We start from the raw sequence: 17,259 nt of genomic DNA on the forward strand, positions 1-17,259 counted from the left end.
GCGGAGGTTTGGCTAATGGAACTGACAAAGGAAGCGGCACAGCAGGAATTGGCTGCACTGCGCACACAGCTGAATGGGTGGCGCACGGCGTACTACACCAAGGATGCGCCCGTAGCAACGGATGCAGAGTATGACAAGCAGTATCAGCGCCTTCTAGCCATCGAACAACAATTTCCAGAGCTAGTCACTCCTGATTCCCCCACCCAACAAGTCGGGGATACGGTGTTGCCGGAGTTCACGAAGGTGCCCCACGAGCAGCCGATGCTCTCAATGGGGGATGTGTTCTCGCTGGAAGAGCTCGCCGGTTTTGATGAGCGTCTGCGGAAGACGGTTGATGAAGATTTTGACTACAACGTTGAGCTAAAAATTGACGGCCTGTCCTTGTCGCTGGTTTACGTTGACGGTCAGCTGCAGCAGGCCTCCACACGGGGCAACGGGCGCATCGGTGAGGATGTCACTAAAAATGTGCGCACTATCAAGGATGTGCCGCAGCAACTCACACGGCCCTTAACGCTGGAAGTTCGCGGAGAATGTTACATGCCTAAAGCCGCCTTTGCCAAGCTGAACGCACAGCGCGAGGCGGATGGGCTTGAGACTTTTGCCAACCCGCGGAACGCCGCAGCGGGGTCACTGCGGCAGCTCGACCCGCACGTCACGAAGCAGCGCGAACTAGCGACCTTTATCTACACACTGATGGATCCAGCGCAGTTTAACGTCAGCACGCAGGACGAGGCGATTCGCTTCATGGCTGATTTGGGCTTTGCAACTAATCCTTCCTCCGAACGCCTGGGTGAGTTGAGCGAGATTGACGCCTACATTGAGCGCTACACCGGCCAGCGGGAACAGCTCAGCTATGGCATTGACGGCATTGTGCTCAAGGTCAACAGTCTCCCACTGCAAGCCCAGCTAGGGGCAACTGTGAAGGTCCCCCGTTGGGAAATTGCTTACAAGTTCCCGCCGGATGAGCAGGAAACGGTCGTTCGGAATATTGAGTGGACGATTGGGCGCACCGGCGTGGTGACGCCCACAGCCGTAATGGACACGGTTCAGCTAGCCGGCACGCAGGTTAGCCGGGCAACGCTGCACAATCCTGATTACATCGCCGCTAAGGACATTCGGATCGGGGACACCGTCCTGCTGCATAAAGCGGGGGACATTATTCCGGAGATTTCACGAGTTCTCCTGGATAAACGGCCGGCCGATAGCGTACCGTACCCGATCGTAACAAAGTGCCCGTCTTGTGGTGCCGAGCTGGTTCATATTGAGGACGAAGTGGCGCTACGTTGCATCAATCCGCAGTGTCCGGCCCAGATACAGGAGCAACTGACGCATTTTGCCAGCCGGCCGGCGATGAACATTGACGGTTTGGGGCCAAAAATAATTGCCCAACTGCAGGAGAAGGGGCTCGTGCATGATGTTGCTGATTTATACAGCCTAACTGCTGAAGATTTGGCACAACTTGATAAGTTTAAGGAAAAATCCATTGCTAACCTCTTGCAGGCAATCGACAATAGCCGGCATAATTCAGTTGAACGTTTGTTAACTGGCTTAGGCATTCGCCACGTGGGTGCTAAGGCCGCAACTGTGCTTGCCGAGAACTTCGGCAGCTTAGGTGCACTAGCCAAAGCCGATGAAGAAAGCATTGCTGCCGTTGACGGGGTGGGTCCGATTATCGCCAAAGCGTTAGTGCAGTATTTTGCAATGCCGAACACGCAGGAACTTCTGCAGCAGTTCACTACGGCGGGTGTCAACATGGACTACACCACTGCGACGCCAGCTGCGCCGAGTGATAGCTTCTTCGCAGGGAAGACCATCGTGATCACAGGTAAGTTTGCAGATTACTCCCGGCCGGAATTGAGTGCGCGTTTGCAAGCGTTAGGTGCCAAGGTCACTGGTTCGGTTTCGAAAAAAACCGATTTACTAGTGGCAGGGGCTGACGCGGGTAGTAAACTGAGTAAGGCCACGACTCTCGGTGTGACAGTCATGTCTGCCGACGAGCTGGCCGCTAAACTGAATGAGAATTGAGGATCCTATGAAGAATTTAGTTAAAGCCACAGCTGCCGTGGCGGCAATTTTGCTTCTGGCAGGTTGTGGTAAGCTCGATTTTAGTAACGACAATAGCAGTACTGGCACTAGTAAGTCGGGCCAATACCAGACGACCGGTGTTGCAAGTGATGGCACCTATCAGGGCGTGATTAAGAACGGCAGGTATCAAGTCTCCAAGTCACGGGGCCTGATGATGCAAAACAACAACCAAAACGGTAACACCTTCAACGTGCGCAGCATGGAGAGTGGTCTGGTCAGCTTGTCGCAAAAACAATTCTCAACGGATAAGTATGATTTTGAAGAAGGCCAGTTGCTTTCTACCTCCGTAACCCGCAAATGGTTAGGCCGGCAAAAGGGCAAGTTCAGCAAGAGCGGCGATACGGATAACGCACTCGGTCTGAACCCAGCTAGTAACGGCAGCACCGACCCGAACAAGCGGGTACCGATTTACTTGCAGCAACTGCTGGAACAGGACTACATGGTCAAAAGCGGTAACTCAATGGCTCTTGGCGGTATTTCGATCGGCCTGGGCATGAACGCCATCGATTACTATGTCAAAACGCAGTATGGGGCGCAGTACCAGACGAACATCAGTGCAGCTGAGACGTTGCGGATGGGTAAGGAAATGGCTGCCAAGGTGGTCACCCGGCTCCGCCAGATGAAGGGCGTAGCAGCAAACACTCCAATTTTGGTTGGCATCTATCGGCAGGCTGGCCAGGATAGCTTGGTTGGTGGTACTTATCAGGCATACGCTGTCAGCAAGAGTGGCAGCACAATGGGCACCTGGCACGGTATTAATGAGCAAAATGAAGTTCTGCCGGTAATCAATAATAAGAAACCAGTTAACAACACTGTTGCAACTGACTTTAGCAACTTCAGCGCCCAAGTTCGTTCATTCTTCCCAACTCTGGCCGGGGTGACAGCCCAGGCGCACTATGAGAACGGTCAGCTCGCGGGCTTGAAGATTACTATCAACACTCAGTTTTACGGGCAAACTGAAATCAACAGCTTCACCCAGTATGTTTCTAGTGCGGCGTCCAAGCTCTTGCCAAACAGTGCCAAAATTGAGATCGATATCGAGTCGACCCAGGGCATGCAGGCTTATGCTGAACGGGATACCGGGGCGAAGACCTTCACGACCCACGTTTTCGATAGCTACTAAACTTAGTTTTCAGAAACATTCTACGACGGACCGCTCATGATAATGGGTGGTCCATTTTGTTTAGCGGCTTTGCGCTCACTAACGGCCATCGCTGCCGGCCGTTTCACTGTCCATTCCACTAAGGGTACAACCCGCCCAAGTGGAAGTGGCGACTCCTGACCGTTCGTAATTATGGTGAGGAGTCGGCCTTCTCCGCTACGCTACGTATGTAGGAGAGTAAGCGACAAGTCGCTAACTCTCCCAGCATGTAAACGTGGCCCACAATGCACCTCCTTGCGCTTAGCCTAAAATCACTGTATTCCCAAAGTTCGGGAATGCAGTGATTTTGCTAATGCTCAGGAGCTGACCGCATTGTGGCCCACTCTCCCAATTCCAGGTGCGTTGCTGAAAGTTCCGCGGTATAATTCAATTTGTTGAACTACGCAAAGCCATAAACATGGTGGCTATGATATAGTGAAGGTTAGTATAAGAAAGCGGGGGAAATACATGATTTCTAAGGAACAGGTAGCGCACGTTGCTGAACTTGCGCGCCTCCAATTTTCCGATGAGAAGCTCCAAGAATTCACGGGCCAACTAGATGAAATTATGAACATGGTTGATCAGCTTAGTGAAGTGGACACTGACGGGGTCCCTGTAACGACTCAGAGTGTACTGCTGGAGAACGTTTTGCGCGACGATGTGGCTGAGAAGCCAACCTCACGGACCACGTTAATGAAGAATGTGCCAACCGCTAAGGCCGGCCTAATTCAGGTACCAACCATTATCGACAAGGAGGATGACTGATCAGTGGATTACTTCAAAACTAACATTAAGCAGTTGCACGCAGACTTGCTTGCCGGTAAGACTAGCAGTGAACAGCTGACTAAAGATACTTTCGCTGCGATTGCCGCGAAGGACGGGGATGTCAAAGCATTCCTCGCGCTTGATGAAGACCAGGCACTGGCAACGGCTAAGCAGCTGGATGCAGACAAGCTGAGTGCTGACAGTCAGCTGGCCGGCATTCCAATTGCCATCAAGGACAACATCGTGACCAAGGATCTGACCACGACTGCTGCCTCCAAGATGCTTGCTAACTTTGTGCCGATTTACGATGCAACGGTCATCGAAAAGCTGCGGTCTGCCGGGTCCGTAATCGTTGGCAAGACCAACATGGATGAATTTGCCATGGGCTCATCAACTGAGAACTCCGCAATGAAGACGACTACGAACGCTTGGGACCACACCAAGGTTCCCGGTGGTTCGTCAGGTGGTTCCGCAGCAGCGGTTGCCGCCGGTGAGGTGGTGGCGGCGCTGGGCTCTGACACTGGTGGCTCGATTCGCCAACCAGCCGCATTCAATGGGATTTTTGGATTCAAGCCTTCATACGGGCGGGTTTCCCGTTGGGGCCTGATTGCCTTTGGTTCCAGTTTGGATGCTATTGGTACCTTGACTCGTTCCGTCCGTGACGGTGCCGCCGTGATGAACACCATCATCGGTGCTGATGAAAAGGATACGACCACCGTTCCCCGTGCTCCAGAAGATTTGGGTGCCAAAATCGGCAAGGGCGTTAAGGGCATGCGCATTGCCCTGCCTGCTGAGTACCTTGGCGAAGGGGTCGACCCTAAGGTGGTTGCACAGATCAAAAAGGCCGCGGAACAGTTTAAGGCCATGGGTGCTACGGTCGAGACTGTTAGTCTGCCCCACACCAAGTATGCCGTACCCGCTTACTACATCATTGCCAGTTCTGAAGCCAGTTCCAACTTGCAGCGCTTTGATGGGATTCGTTATGGTTTCCGCGCGCAAGACGTCAAGACGCTTGATGATGTTTACGTTCGCTCCCGCTCTGAGGGCTTTGGTGATGAGGTCAAGCGCCGCATCATGCTGGGGACCTTCAGTCTGAGCGCCGGTTTCTACGATGCTTACTTCAAGAAGGCAGCACAGGTTCGGACCCTCATTACCCGTGATTTTGAAAATGTCTTTAAGGATTATGACTTGATTATGGGCCCGACCACGCCAACGACCGCGTTTAAGATCGGCGACAAGGTGACGGATCCGCTCACGATGTACATGAACGACATCCTGACCATCCCCGTTAACCTGGCTGGCTTGCCAGCTGCGTCTGTAAATGCTGGCTTTGTTGACGGCATGCCAGTTGGCTTGCAACTGATTGCTAAGCCGTTTGCCGAAGCAAGTATTTTCCAGGCGGCAGCGGCGTTTGAAGATGCCAATGATTACATGGAGCAGATTCCAGGGGGGCAGAACTAATGAATTTTGAAACTACGATCGGCCTCGAAGTCCACATTGAGCTGAAGACGAATAGTAAAATGTACTCCCCAGCGCCAGTAACTTATGGTGCCGAGCCAAACACGGAAACTAACGTCATCGACTGGGGCTATCCTGGGGTTTTGCCTAGTGCCAACAAAGGAGCTTATTCCCTCGGCCTCATGGTTGCGCTGGCGCTGCACGCGGATATTGCACCGTACACGCACTTCGACCGGAAGAACTACTTCTACCCGGATAACCCTAAGGCTTACCAGATCACCCAGTCGGAGACGCCACTCGCCAAGAATGGTTACGTTGAGATCGAAGTGGATGGCAAGAAGAAACGCATCGGGATCGAAGAACTGCACATCGAAGAAGATGCCGGGAAGAACACCCATGCTGACGATGGTTACTCATACGTTGACTTGAACCGTGCGGGCACCCCGTTGGTTGAAATCGTTTCTAAGCCAGACATCACCAGTCCTGAGGAAGCATACCAATACCTTGAGCAGTTACGCCAAATCGTTCAGTTTACTGGCGCTTCCGACGTTAAGATGGAAGAAGGCTCCATGCGGGTTGACTCCAACCTGTCAGTTTCACCAATTGGGGCAAGCCAGTACGGGACTAAGACCGAAGTTAAGAACTTGAACAGTTTCAACCACGTGCGCAGTGCTCTGGCGTACGAACAAAAGCGGCAGGTGGCGATGCTTTTGTCTGGGCAGAAGATTCGTCAGGAAACCCGGCGCTGGGACGAACCAGCTAAGGAGACCATTCTGATGCGGGTCAAGGAAGGTGCGGATGATTACCGTTACTTCCCAGAACCAGACTTGCCACCAGTGCGTGTTAGTCAGGAATGGATCGACGATGTGGCTGCTAAGTTGCCTGAGAATCCCGCACAGCGGCGCGCACGCTACGTCAATGACTGGGGAATTCCTGAATATGACGCTGGCGTTTTGACCAACACCAAAGAAATGTCCGACTTCTTTGAAGCAGTCGTTGCTGATGGTGCGGATGCCAAGCAGGCTTCTAACTACCTGATGGGTGATGTCTCCGCGTTCCTGAACGCTCAGCACAAGGAACTTAAGGACATCGCGCTTACCCCTGACCACTTGGCCAAAATGATCAAGTTGATCAATGATGGGACAATTTCCACCAAGATTGCCAAGAAGGTCATTACCCAAATCATCAAGAACGATGTTGATCCTGAGGAATGGGTACGGAGCAAGGGCCTTGTCCAAGAATCCGACCCCGCTGTGCTCACACCGATTATCACCGCCATCTTAGATGATAACCAGCAGAGTATTGATGACTTCCACGCCGGGAAAGACCGCGCACTCGGTTTCCTGGTTGGTCAGGTAATGAAGCAGACCCATGGCCAGGCTAACCCGAACGTGGTTAACCAGATTCTGAATGCTGAGCTGAGCAAGCGCTAGGATTCGGTTGTTGTTGCAGATTGATGAAGATGCAGGAGGATTGTAATGCGACCACGTGCACGATTAATCTATAACCCAAACAGTGGTAGTGAGGGGATGCGGAAGTACGCCGGTGATGTGCTCCACGAACTGGAGCTGGCAGGGTACGAAGCGTCCGCTTTCCAGACCACACCAGAACCACTTTCTGCCCAGCACGAAGCCGCGCGCGCATGTCAGGACGGTTTTGAGCTCATCGTTGCCGCTGGTGGCGATGGGACCATTAACGAAGTGGTGAACGGCATTGCGCCGTTCCCACACCGGCCGAAGATGGGGATTATCCCTGGTGGGACCACCAACGATTACGCTCGTGCGCTGCAGATCCCGCGCGATGATCCGGTTGCGGCCGCCAAAATGATTGGCAAGGGCCAGACCCTGATGATGGATATCGGTAAGGCCAATGACAAGTACTTCATGAATATCGCCGCTGGGGGTTCAATGACTGAACTCACGTACGGTGTTCCGAGTGAAGTCAAGTCGATTTTTGGTTACCTTGCCTACTTCATCAAGGGTGCTGAATTACTGCCTGGCATCCACACCGTCCCACTGCGAGTCGAGTATGATGATGGTGTTTATGAGGGTAATGCGTCCATGTTCTTGATCGGTCTCACTAACTCTGTTGGTGGTTTTGAACAGGTCGTTCCCGACGCCGAACTCGGGGATGGTAACTTCACGGTCATCATCGTCAAGACCGCGAATGTTGTGGACATGGCGCGGCTGATTGCGCTGGCCTTCAATGGCGGAAAGCATGTCGATGACCCGAACATTGTTTACCTGAAGACCAACAAAATTAAGGTCACCCGCACCGATGGTAAAAAGCTCAAAATCAACCTTGATGGCGAGTATGGTGGTGACACCCCAGTTGAGTTCACCAATTTGACCCAACACATTGAGATGTACGCCAACGTTGACGCAATTCCGGCCAAGAATTTGGCTAAGGAGTTGGAGACTCAAGACGAGGTCATGAAAGAGGTCGAAGCTGTGTCCAAAAAGGATATTGATGGGGACGGCAAAATCGGCTAGTCTGGGCAAATGTCCAGAAAAAGTGTAATTTCTAGTGAAAGGATGCGGCTGACAGCCACATCCTTTTGCCGTATTTTGAAAGTGAGGATATTCGATGGCAATACCTGCCAAGAATGAAGATATTGAAGTAACAATCAGCGACCTGAGCTATGAAGGCCTAGGGGTCGCGAAGGTGGATGGCTTCCCGCTGTTCATTGATAATGCCCTTCCTGGTGAGGTTGTGCTCGCACATGTCACCAAGGTGCAGAAACAGTACGGTTTTGCTTTCAACAAGAAATTGCTGAAGGCATCACCTGACCGGGTGGATGTGCACGACCGGATTTACACTCAGACGGGTATCGCCCCCCTGCAGCACCTCAGCTACCCAGCACAGCTGAAGTTTAAGCAGAAGCAGATTGAGGAGCTCTTTAGCAAGCAGCACCTCGACATCGACGTGCTGCCAACAATTGCGAGTCCCCAGACGACTGGTTACCGCAACAAGGCTCAAGTGCCGGTGCGGATGGTCAATGGGAAGCTGGAGACCGGCTTCTTCAAGCGCCGTTCCCACACGCTTTTGCCAATTACTGATTTCTACATTCAGGAACCCGAAATTGACCAGGCAATTGAACTGACCCGGGATCTTTTGCGCAAGTACGACATTCCCGCCTATGATGAAGCTCGCAACCAGGGTGTTGTGCGCCACGTTATGGTCCGTCGCGCCTACTACACGCACATGATGATGATCGTCATTGTGACTCGGACGAAGGAACTACCCCATGCTGATGCGCTCATTGCCCAACTGACGGCTAAGCTGCCGGAAGTGGTCAGCATCGTGCAAAATATTAATCCCCGCCGTACCAACGTGATTCTCGGAAAGCACTCCAAGACGCTTTGGGGACGCGACTACATCGAGGATGAACTGCTCGGTAGCACTTTCCGGATTTCCGCGCAGAGTTTCTACCAGGTCAACCCGCAGCAGACCGAGAACCTGTACGCCAAGGCCGTCGAAGCTGCCGAACTGACCGGTAAGGAAACCGTCATCGATGCCTACTCCGGTATCGGGACCATTTCCCTGACCATGGCGAAGCATGCTAAGCAGGTCTATGGGGTCGAAATCGTTCCTGAAGCTGTTAATGACGCGCGCATCAACGCACGCATCAACGGCATCACGAACGTCACCTTCAAGACCGGTAAGGCAGAAGACGTCATGCAGCAGTGGCAAGATGACAAGCTGAAGGCCGACGTGCTGATGGTGGACCCACCACGCAAGGGGCTGGCGCCTGAATTCATTCAGGCGGTTGGCAGTATGTTGCCGGACCGAATCGTGTACGTATCTTGCAACCCGGCAACTCTCGCACGCGATATTACCTTGCTGGCTGAATTTGGTTACAGTGCTAAGCAGACCCAGCCAGTTGACATGTTCCCGCAGACGCAACACGTCGAATCTGTAACCGTGTTGAAGCGGAATGCTGACTAGTTATTAAGCGGCTGAAAGGGATCAAGCGCCAGTTTTATGGCGCTTGATCCCTTTTTATGTTGCAATGATTTTGCCGCTTTAAATAAAAATTTGAATTATATTATAAAAAGGCTTGACGATTCTAATCAGTCAAGGTAATATTGTCAACATATTAAGAACAGGGGTGTTAATGATGAAAACAAATGCAATTATTACAACACAACTGAACACGTATTATGACGGCTATTACGGATAGCAAGCTTACACATGGGTGTGGGCTTGTTGCTCACATCCATGTGGCCGTCGCATTTAACTATGCAATTTGACGCCACATGGGGATATCGTCCCGCATGTGGCTTTTTCTTTCCGGAAAGAAGTGGCCAGCCACCTGTGGGAGTATGTCCCCGATGGCTGGTCACTTTTAATTTTTGGAGGAAAAAATCATGAAAAAGAAGTTCGCAATTGTAATCGCAGGTTTAATGTCCGTCGCACTGCTAGCCGCCTGTGGCAAGAGCGCCAGTGCAGATACTAATAGCAGCAGCAGTACTAAAACCGTGAAAATCGGGATTTTGCAACAAATCGATCAGGCTGCGCTAGATGATACGACCAAGGGCATCAAGGAGGAACTGAAAGCTAAGGGCTTCGGGGATGCCAAAATCAAGCTGCTCAATGGTCAGGGCGAACAGAGTAATCTGAACCAGATGAGCCAACAGCTCAAGTCCATGAACAATACCGTAAACATTGGGATCGGTTCTGCAGCCTCGCAAGCGCTCGAGAAGGTCGGTAACCAGACACCACTCGTCTTCTCCGCGATCACCGACCAGTAACCGCGGGATTGATCACAAAGGCTAACCTGAAGCATCCTAACCAGAACGCGACTGGGGTAACGGTTCTAGTTAACGTCAAAATGCAGCTGGAGTTGCTGCACAAGATGTTCCCCCAAGCCAAGAAAATTGGGATGATGTACGACGCGGGGGAGCCTAATGCTCTTGCCATCGTCAAGCTGGCCCGCAAGGCAATGAAGCAATTGGGCATGACCCCGGTTGAGGAGACGGTCGCTTCCGTTTCCGATGTTGAACCAACTGCCCGGGCCCTGGCCAAGAAGTGTGACGCGATGTTCATTCCCAATGACCACATCGCTGCTGTGGGGATGACCACAATCGGAAAAGTTTCCACGCAGACGAAGACACCGGTTGTGACCACCGACCCAACGATGATCCAGTTTGCTGGGGTTGCCACGAAGGGTGCTAACTTCGAAGACATTGGGCGCCAGACCGCTGACATGGCCATTAAGATCATCAAGGGCAAAAAGGTTAAGGATATCCCCGTTGAGAGTCCCCGGAAGATTCAGCTTGTGATGAACAAGAAGCGGATGCAGTTCTTTAACGTGAGTGCAGCGGATCTGAAGTAAAATAATGTCGTCCAGCAAGTAGAGCAGTGCAGAAACTCCCGATTCGTTTTCGTGAATCGGGAGTTTCTTTGCTGAGTTAGCTCGTGCTGATTTTGCAATCCAGCTAGTTGAAGTGTATACTCACAAAAAATAGATGTAATTGCAACCTAATAGGAGACTCAACATGATCAAAACAATCATCATTACAGGGGCGAATTCCGGCTTGGGATTTGCAGCTAGCAAACAGATTTTGCAACGGGGTAATGATTATCAAATCATTATGGCTTGTCGTAACATGGACAAGGCCGTGGCCGCCCGAGCGGAGATTCTGCAGACGATTCCGGCTGCACGAATCATTTGTCTTGAACTGGATACATCCTCACTTGCTAAGGTCCGGGCCTTCGCGGTTGCGTTTAAAGCGTTGCACCTGCCACTCTACGGGTTGATTTGTAATGCGGGTGTTGCTGGGCAAAACGTCACGACAACTGCGGATGGCTTCAACAATATTTTTGAAACCAACTATCTCGGTCACTTCCTGCTGACCCAGCTGCTCTTGCCGGAAATACTTCCCGGTGGGCGCATTATCACCGTCAGCAGCGATCGTCATGACTTGCCGCAGATTACGTGGCCCGGGGCGCAGGCAGTTGCCCACTGCGGTCAGGACGAGCAGCGCGACCGCCTCAGTTACTCCTATTCCAAACTATGCCTGGATTCTATTCACGTATGCACTTGACCGGCAGCTGCGAGCGTCTGGGCAGCAGCTGACGGTCAACACGATCAACCCTGGTTTGATGACCGAGACGGGGCTCGCGAAAAACAAGGCCCGATTCACGCCAGAATTTTTGGCGCGGTTCAAGGATATTCTTGCCACAGCCAAGGATTCGGCCGGGATGCTAACCGACTTGATGTGTAATGATGAGTTTGCACAGGGACCTGCAAAATACTTTGATCGCCGGAGTGACAACCCGATTCCGTCATCAAAGCTGTCTTATGACCAGCAAGTACAGCGGGAGCTCTGGGATTACAGTGTGCAGGTAACTGGTCTGCGCAAGTAGTCAGAACGCAAAAGCCGCGTGGAAGTGTAAAACCTCCACGCGGCTTTTGATGTTAACTTTCAGATTGAATAATTGCTATTTGCTTATCTGGTCGCGATCGGCTATCCAGGCGAGGGCCAGCGACCCGGCACCGATGTGGGTCGTAATGGCCGGGCCAAAGAAGGATCTAGCAAAACGAATCTTCGGGAATTTTGCTTGTAGCTCCGCAAGCCAGCGGTCGGCCTCTTCTGGAGTGCCGGCGTCAACGACCCACGCTTTGATCGGGTAATTTTTGCCCTTGGTTTCCTTGGCGAATAGTTCTTCAATGCGTGCGTAAGCCTTGTTGATGGTGCGAATTTTTTCGGCGACAACGATTTTGTGGGATTGGTCGTCAATCGTCAGTACCGGTTTGATTCGTAACATGCCACCCACGAATCCGGCCGTACTGCTCAGCCGGCCGCCCCGGACGAGGTGCTGCAGGTCATTCACGACGAAGTACTCGCCGGTCGTCGCCCGCAACTTATCAAGCATGTCCGTAATTTCAGTAACGCTAGCGCCCGCCTTAGCCATGATGCCGGCCTGGCGTACCATTTCGCCCAGCAGGATGATGGTAATCTGGGAATCGTAGACGATCACGTTTTGGCCCTTGATGTTACGGGCGGCAGCGCTAATGGTGCTGTGAATTCCGGAAATGGTTGCAGACAGGTAAATGTTGATTACGGTGTCGTAACCCTCAGCTAGCAACTCTTTATGGGCCGTCAGCACGTCACCGAGCCGGGGCTGGGACGTGTGCGGGAAATCTTTGCTAGCAGCCATTTTCTTGTAGAATTCTTCTGGTGTGATGTCCTCACCCTCATTGTAAGTCACATCGTCCAGAATGACGGGTGTGGTCACGATGCGAATGGGGAGATCCTTGATTTGATCAGGGGTTAAATAGGCCGTACTATCGGTAACAATTGCAATTTTCATGGGGCCTTCCCAACTTTCTTTTCCAAACGGGCAACAATACGTTCGCTTACTATGTTAATCATCTCGCACGTAAATTACAAAGAGTATCGACCAAAGTGGCGAGCATATCGCCATTTTGGTGCGGGTACCACGTCAATTTGCGCGGGCAAGGGGTGTGGGCAGATTGTGGGCGTGCTTTTCGCTGGTCACAAAATTTATTTCACGGGAAATAATTGCTGCAGCATCAGGCGCGGAATACCGACTGATTTTGGTGTTGATTTCTGTTAGCGCCCGGTCAATTTCCGCACGCTTAGAAAGCACGCGCTGCTTGTGTTCCTCCAGCATTTTACTGCGGGTGGTGATGGTGCTGACGCCGGCCATGCAGAGCTGAATATACTTGCGAATCTGTTTTAACGGCATCGCCGTATCTTTCAAACAGCAGATGGTTTTGATGAAGTTGAGGTCACTGATTGTGAACACCCGGTTGCCCGCAGAATCACGAGCGACGAAGGGCAGCAGGCCCTGTTTATCGTAATAGCGAATGGTGGAAATTGGCAGACCGAAGCGCTGCGCAACATCCTTGATGCTAAAAATATCTGCCAAGTTGCACGATCTCCCTTCTTAAGCCTTGCCCTAAACCTAGGTTCAGGGCATAAGCTTAATTCTAGTCGAAGCAGTCCAACTAAACAATGGGGATTAGCTGAAACCAAACTGGAGGTAACTTAAATTATGCAAATGGCATTGGTAACTGGTGGTAATAAGGGCATCGGTTTGGCACTAGTAAGCACACTAGCTCGGGCAGGAGTGCACGTTTTAATGGGTGCGCGTAGTGCGGAGCGGGCCAGAGCCGCAATCGGTCAGCTGCAAAAAGCCGGGTTAAATAATATTGATTTTTTGCGCATAGATTTGAACGACATCGATTCACTTACGGCCGCCGCAGCAACAGTCACAGAGCAGTATCCTGATCTTGATTTGCTCGTTAACAACGCTGGTATCCCCGGTAATGAAGGTGACAGTCTGGAAACTAAGGTCAGCGACTTACGATCGACAATGGAAGTGAACTTCTTCGGTACTTATGCGCTCACGCAAGCACTCGTTCCAATTTTGAAGCGAAACGCGGGCCGCATTGTTAACATCACGATTCCGAGCGCGCCTAACCAGTACTGGAACCCCATTGCCTACCGCACGTCTAAGGCAGCCCAAAATGCGATGATGGAGGCAATGGCACTAGATTTTCGGAAACACAAGCTGACGCTCAGCACGCTTAGCGTCCACCCGGGGCCGACGACTACGAGCCTGAATGATAATATGAAGGCGCCAGGTTTCCACAAGCCCGCACAAATTGCCAGCGAATTGCTAAAGGTACTGAACGATGGGCAGACACACAATGGTGAAATGGTTGAGTTGCACCCCGAATTGGGCAAAACCAAGGCGAGCGGCATCATGATGCGCGCGGCGGGCTTGTTTGCCAGTCACAAACGTCCGCAAAAATAAGCGGTGTTCCTAGTCCCGTAACTGTCGTGATAGCGGCGGTGTGGGGCTATTTGTTTGCAGTAAACAAAATGCACTGCCCCAAAACGACGGAAAGCACTTTCAATGTATATTGGCGTATTGGTACAATTAAGGTAAGCTAATCGGTTTGCAACTGGCGAAAGGGGGCGGCAACATGACTAAGTGGCAACAATTACGGGCGCGAATTAGTAATATTACGAAGCGGGTGAAGATGGCCGATCAGGATGACAAACCGTTGGCCACTGCTGCGGCGACGCCACGGGTCAAGGCTGCCGTTGTGTTCCGGCGCGGAATCGCCGTGTATGGGGATGCTGAAGTATCCAGCCGGGCCGCCTCCGTTACCTACTACGCAGTTTTGAGCATGTTTCCGCTGCTGATCACAATTGGAAATCTGTTGCCGTTTTTCGGCTTGCGGTATGATTCGGTCGTGGCGTACCTAGGCCAAGTCGTTCCGGCCAGCATCATGACCCTGCTCAACCCGATTATCCGCAACCTGATTGATTCCAGTGGGGGCGGCATCCTGTCAATTGGTGCCCTCGCCACCTTGTGGACCGCCAGCATGGGTATTAACGAACTGAAAAACGGCTTTAACCGGATTTACGGGGTCAAGCCCAAGCAGAACGCGCTTGTGCGGCGGGTACTGGCAATGTTGCTCATGATGATCGTTGTGATCGCACTGGTGGGCGTGATGCTCGCCTTTACCTTTGGTACGCAGCTGTTAGAATGGTTGGTGCGGCACTTGGGACTGAGCGTTCAGTGGCTGCAGGCCTTCAACGCCCTGCGGTGGCCAGTGACGGTGGTTGCGCTGGTTGTGGCACTCTGCCTGATTTACTACTTTTTGCCCAACGCTAGTGTTCGGTTTCGGACGGTGATTTGGGGTAGCTTATTTGCAACAGTGACCCTGATTGCTGTGGCCCAGTTATTCTCACTGTACATGCGTTTCTTTGGGACTAGTTACAGTTCCTACGGGGCAATTGGTTCATTTATGGTGCTCTTGCTCTGGTTAGATTTATCCGCGTCATTATTTTTAATTGGCGCAGTCATTAACGCAGAAGTTGCGGAATATTTTGATGGGGACGTCGAGCGTAGTGCGAGTCGTTTCTTGGATCTGATTCGGCGTAAGCGGCGGGCTGAGCAAAATAAATCATCCTGACAGCCTTCTCAATTCAGGGGGATAAGGATTATCATACAAACTATAGTCAAGTTGAAGGACAGGTCGTAAGAATGATTAGAAGGATTTTCTCGGACATGGATGGGACCATGCTTAATAGTACTGGGCACGTATCGCACCGCACAGTTGTTGCCATTAAGAAAAGTAAGATTCCGGTGACGCTCGTTTCCGCGCGGGCACCCATCGAGATGCAAGAGACCGTAGCACTTCTGGGCTTGCACAGCCCCCAGATTGCTTTTAACGGGGGCCTCATCTTCAACCCATTGGTCAACGGTATTGACGTTATTAGTGAGCGTTATGTCGACGGTGGGGTGGCCAGCACTTTAATCGGCGCCGTCACCAGTCGCTTCCCCCAGGTCAGTGTCAGTATGTATGACGCGCACAATTGGTATGCCGCCGCGGTCGACGCCGGTGTGCAAATGGAACAGCAGTTGACAGGACAGACCGCAACGATCGTTAAGTGGGCGGATGTGCTCAGAGACAACGCCCGGGTATTCAAAATCATGTTAATCACAAAGGACCCGCAGATTATGCTGGCGCTTCATGCGTACCTCAAAAACATGGCCTTGCCGGGCGTCAGCATTCAGCAGTCTGGTGATTATTATTTGGAAATCACCAGTGCCGAGGCAAAAAAGTCCCGCGGGATTCACTATGTTCTTGATCGCTATCACTTGGTCAGTTACGATACCGCCGCGTTTGGTGATGGGCACAACGACCTGCCCATGCTCAAACTGGTCGGTTACCCCATTGTCATGGCCAACGCGCAACCTGAAATCAAGGCCGTGGCGGCATACGTGACTGCTAGTAACGACGAGGACGGAATTGTTCAAGCATTGCAGGAGTACGCACCGTTTCAGCGCAAGTGAAATTGGCTCGTGATACCGCTTTCCGGATTGCGTCTGGGGTGGTAAGATGAGCAATGTAACAGTTTAGGGGGACAAACAATGACAGTTATTGCCGTTTCTGATATTCATGGCAGCATGACCGTTGTGGGTAACCTGCGGCGCATGCAGGCGCGGTACCCAGATGCTTACACTATTTTCTGTGGCGATTATTTCGATGGGCATGAACACAGCGCCGAAGTGGTCGGGACCATCATGCGCCAGGTAGAAGACAAGCGCGCGGTCGCCATCCTTGGAAATCATGATCTGATGTTTTCCGACTACATGGAAGGGGGCACAGCGAGCGACCTGTGGTATGTGAACAACGGTGACCAAACTATCACCAGCATGCTCAAGTACAAGGGAATCACTGGGATTGATCCACGTAGTGATGAGGCTCGGCACGACATGATTGATTCCTACCAAGCCGAAAAAGATTTTGTGCGCAAGTTGCCAACAATCTGCGTTTATGGAAAAATGCTGTTTATTCATGCCGGTCTCGACCTGAACAGTGCTGATCCGCTGCGTGACACGAAGCCTAGCGATCGCATTTGGATTCGTGAGGACTACATTTACCGAGCTGATCGTAGTGACCCGATTTTTGCGCACAACCCATTGGACTACACCTTAGTCACGGGGCACACACCAACCGGTCTGATTGGGGGTCGGTTTGATGGTAGTGATGAAGAAATCAAAACGAGTTTTCCCAAGTGCCCGATCCTCAAGATTGCATACCCCGATGAGTGCGCCCGCTACTTTATTGATGGCGGGGTCCACTCCGGTCAGCCAGAGAATCAGGGGAACATTGCTGTTTTTGACGAGCAGACCGGCGAACTTATCGACAGTTTGCAGACCCGCGCATAATCAAATCAAAGGCTAATTGCTGAGCTTTCTTGCCGTAACAATGGCGGGAAAGCTCTTTTTGCTTCCCCCACGCCGGACAAAAT

Annotated in this window: 15 protein-coding genes and 1 pseudogene; 14 read left to right on the forward strand and 2 right to left on the reverse strand. The window is 51.9% G+C overall.

The annotated features are described in order from the left end of the window. Positions 1-15 precede the first annotated feature (15 nt). From ligA to GN107_RS03640, 10 genes and pseudogenes are all read left to right on the forward strand, one after another. Entirely contained in the window at positions 16-2,025 is a 2,010-nt protein-coding gene (gene ligA, locus GN107_RS03595; protein ID WP_155286478.1) for an NAD-dependent DNA ligase LigA, read from the forward strand. 7 nt (positions 2,026-2,032) lie between these two features. Then, a complete protein-coding gene (locus tag GN107_RS03600; RefSeq protein WP_155286479.1) occupies positions 2,033-3,208 on the forward strand; it encodes a CamS family sex pheromone protein in 1,176 nt (391 codons plus the stop codon). Between the two features lie 486 nt (positions 3,209-3,694). Then, a complete protein-coding gene (gene gatC / locus GN107_RS03605; RefSeq protein ID WP_155286480.1) occupies positions 3,695-3,991 on the forward strand; it encodes an Asp-tRNA(Asn)/Glu-tRNA(Gln) amidotransferase subunit GatC in 297 nt (98 codons plus the stop codon). A gap of 3 nt (positions 3,992-3,994) precedes the next feature. Next, complete coding sequence (gene gatA / locus GN107_RS03610) at positions 3,995-5,452, forward strand: Asp-tRNA(Asn)/Glu-tRNA(Gln) amidotransferase subunit GatA (protein ID WP_155286481.1); 1,458 nt, start codon at positions 3,995-3,997, stop codon at positions 5,450-5,452. Next, entirely contained in the window at positions 5,452-6,882 is a 1,431-nt protein-coding gene (gatB, locus tag GN107_RS03615) for an Asp-tRNA(Asn)/Glu-tRNA(Gln) amidotransferase subunit GatB (protein WP_155286482.1), read from the forward strand. Before gatA ends, gatB begins: the two co-directional genes overlap by 1 nt. A gap of 45 nt (positions 6,883-6,927) precedes the next feature. Then, entirely contained in the window at positions 6,928-7,941 is a 1,014-nt protein-coding gene (locus GN107_RS03620) for a diacylglycerol kinase (RefSeq protein ID WP_155286483.1), read from the forward strand. A gap of 94 nt (positions 7,942-8,035) precedes the next feature. Further along, positions 8,036-9,397, forward strand: a complete 1,362-nt coding sequence (gene rlmD, locus GN107_RS03625) for a 23S rRNA (uracil(1939)-C(5))-methyltransferase RlmD (protein ID WP_155286484.1) — start codon at positions 8,036-8,038, stop codon at positions 9,395-9,397. A 458-nt stretch (positions 9,398-9,855) separates the two neighbouring features. Next, a pseudogene (locus tag GN107_RS03630) lies at positions 9,856-10,787 on the forward strand (ABC transporter substrate-binding protein). A gap of 163 nt (positions 10,788-10,950) precedes the next feature. Then, positions 10,951-11,499: an SDR family NAD(P)-dependent oxidoreductase gene (locus GN107_RS03635; RefSeq protein WP_155286485.1), complete on the forward strand. Its 549-nt coding sequence runs from the start codon at positions 10,951-10,953 to the stop codon at positions 11,497-11,499. A 55-nt stretch (positions 11,500-11,554) separates the two neighbouring features. Continuing rightward, a complete protein-coding gene (locus tag GN107_RS03640; protein WP_155286486.1) occupies positions 11,555-11,821 on the forward strand; it encodes a hypothetical protein in 267 nt (88 codons plus the stop codon). A gap of 75 nt (positions 11,822-11,896) precedes the next feature. Here GN107_RS03640 and GN107_RS03645 read toward each other — a convergent pair whose 3' ends face one another. Further along, entirely contained in the window at positions 11,897-12,769 is an 873-nt protein-coding gene (locus GN107_RS03645; protein ID WP_155286487.1) for a DegV family protein, read from the reverse strand. A gap of 132 nt (positions 12,770-12,901) precedes the next feature. Next, complete coding sequence (locus GN107_RS03650; RefSeq protein WP_155286488.1) at positions 12,902-13,351, reverse strand: MerR family transcriptional regulator; 450 nt, start codon at positions 13,349-13,351, stop codon at positions 12,902-12,904. A gap of 126 nt (positions 13,352-13,477) precedes the next feature. Between GN107_RS03650 and GN107_RS03655 the strand changes: the two genes are divergently transcribed. The 4 genes from GN107_RS03655 (at position 13,478) to GN107_RS03670 (ending at position 17,176) form a co-directional block, all read left to right on the forward strand. Then, positions 13,478-14,242 (forward strand): SDR family NAD(P)-dependent oxidoreductase, encoded by a 765-nt coding sequence (locus tag GN107_RS03655; protein WP_155286489.1) that lies wholly within the window; start codon positions 13,478-13,480, stop codon positions 14,240-14,242. Between the two features lie 172 nt (positions 14,243-14,414). Further along, positions 14,415-15,413 carry a YihY/virulence factor BrkB family protein gene (locus GN107_RS03660; protein WP_155286490.1) on the forward strand — a complete coding sequence of 333 codons (999 nt, stop codon included), beginning with the start codon at positions 14,415-14,417 and terminating at the stop codon, positions 15,411-15,413. Positions 15,414-15,484: 71 nt separating this feature from the next. After that, positions 15,485-16,297 carry a Cof-type HAD-IIB family hydrolase gene (locus GN107_RS03665; RefSeq protein ID WP_155286491.1) on the forward strand — a complete coding sequence of 271 codons (813 nt, stop codon included), beginning with the start codon at positions 15,485-15,487 and terminating at the stop codon, positions 16,295-16,297. A gap of 78 nt (positions 16,298-16,375) precedes the next feature. Then, on the forward strand, positions 16,376-17,176 hold the full coding sequence (locus GN107_RS03670) for a metallophosphoesterase (protein WP_155286492.1): 801 nt from the start codon (positions 16,376-16,378) through the stop codon (positions 17,174-17,176). Positions 17,177-17,259 lie beyond the last annotated feature (83 nt).

The sequence above is a fragment of the Lacticaseibacillus zhaodongensis genome (assembly GCF_009687905.1).
GTDB classification, from domain to species: Bacteria; Bacillota; Bacilli; order Lactobacillales; family Lactobacillaceae; genus Lacticaseibacillus; species Lacticaseibacillus zhaodongensis.

What these genes read in the sequence shown, in the direction of transcription:
- GN107_RS03660 (WP_155286490.1), top strand. Translation starts at nt 14,415, where the DNA reads ATGACTAAGTGGCAACAATTACGGGCGCGAATTAGTAATATTACGAAG.
- GN107_RS03645 (WP_155286487.1), bottom strand. Translation starts at nt 12,769, where the DNA reads ATGAAAATTGCAATTGTTACCGATAGTACGGCCTATTTAACCCCTGAT.
- GN107_RS03665 (WP_155286491.1), top strand. Translation starts at nt 15,485, where the DNA reads ATGATTAGAAGGATTTTCTCGGACATGGATGGGACCATGCTTAATAGT.
- ligA (WP_155286478.1), top strand. Translation starts at nt 16, where the DNA reads ATGGAACTGACAAAGGAAGCGGCACAGCAGGAATTGGCTGCACTGCGC.
- GN107_RS03600 (WP_155286479.1), top strand. Translation starts at nt 2,033, where the DNA reads ATGAAGAATTTAGTTAAAGCCACAGCTGCCGTGGCGGCAATTTTGCTT.
- rlmD (WP_155286484.1), top strand. Translation starts at nt 8,036, where the DNA reads ATGGCAATACCTGCCAAGAATGAAGATATTGAAGTAACAATCAGCGAC.
- gatB (WP_155286482.1), top strand. Translation starts at nt 5,452, where the DNA reads ATGAATTTTGAAACTACGATCGGCCTCGAAGTCCACATTGAGCTGAAG.
- gatC (WP_155286480.1), top strand. Translation starts at nt 3,695, where the DNA reads ATGATTTCTAAGGAACAGGTAGCGCACGTTGCTGAACTTGCGCGCCTC.
- GN107_RS03635 (WP_155286485.1), top strand. Translation starts at nt 10,951, where the DNA reads ATGATCAAAACAATCATCATTACAGGGGCGAATTCCGGCTTGGGATTT.
- GN107_RS03655 (WP_155286489.1), top strand. Translation starts at nt 13,478, where the DNA reads ATGCAAATGGCATTGGTAACTGGTGGTAATAAGGGCATCGGTTTGGCA.
- GN107_RS03620 (WP_155286483.1), top strand. Translation starts at nt 6,928, where the DNA reads ATGCGACCACGTGCACGATTAATCTATAACCCAAACAGTGGTAGTGAG.
- GN107_RS03670 (WP_155286492.1), top strand. Translation starts at nt 16,376, where the DNA reads ATGACAGTTATTGCCGTTTCTGATATTCATGGCAGCATGACCGTTGTG.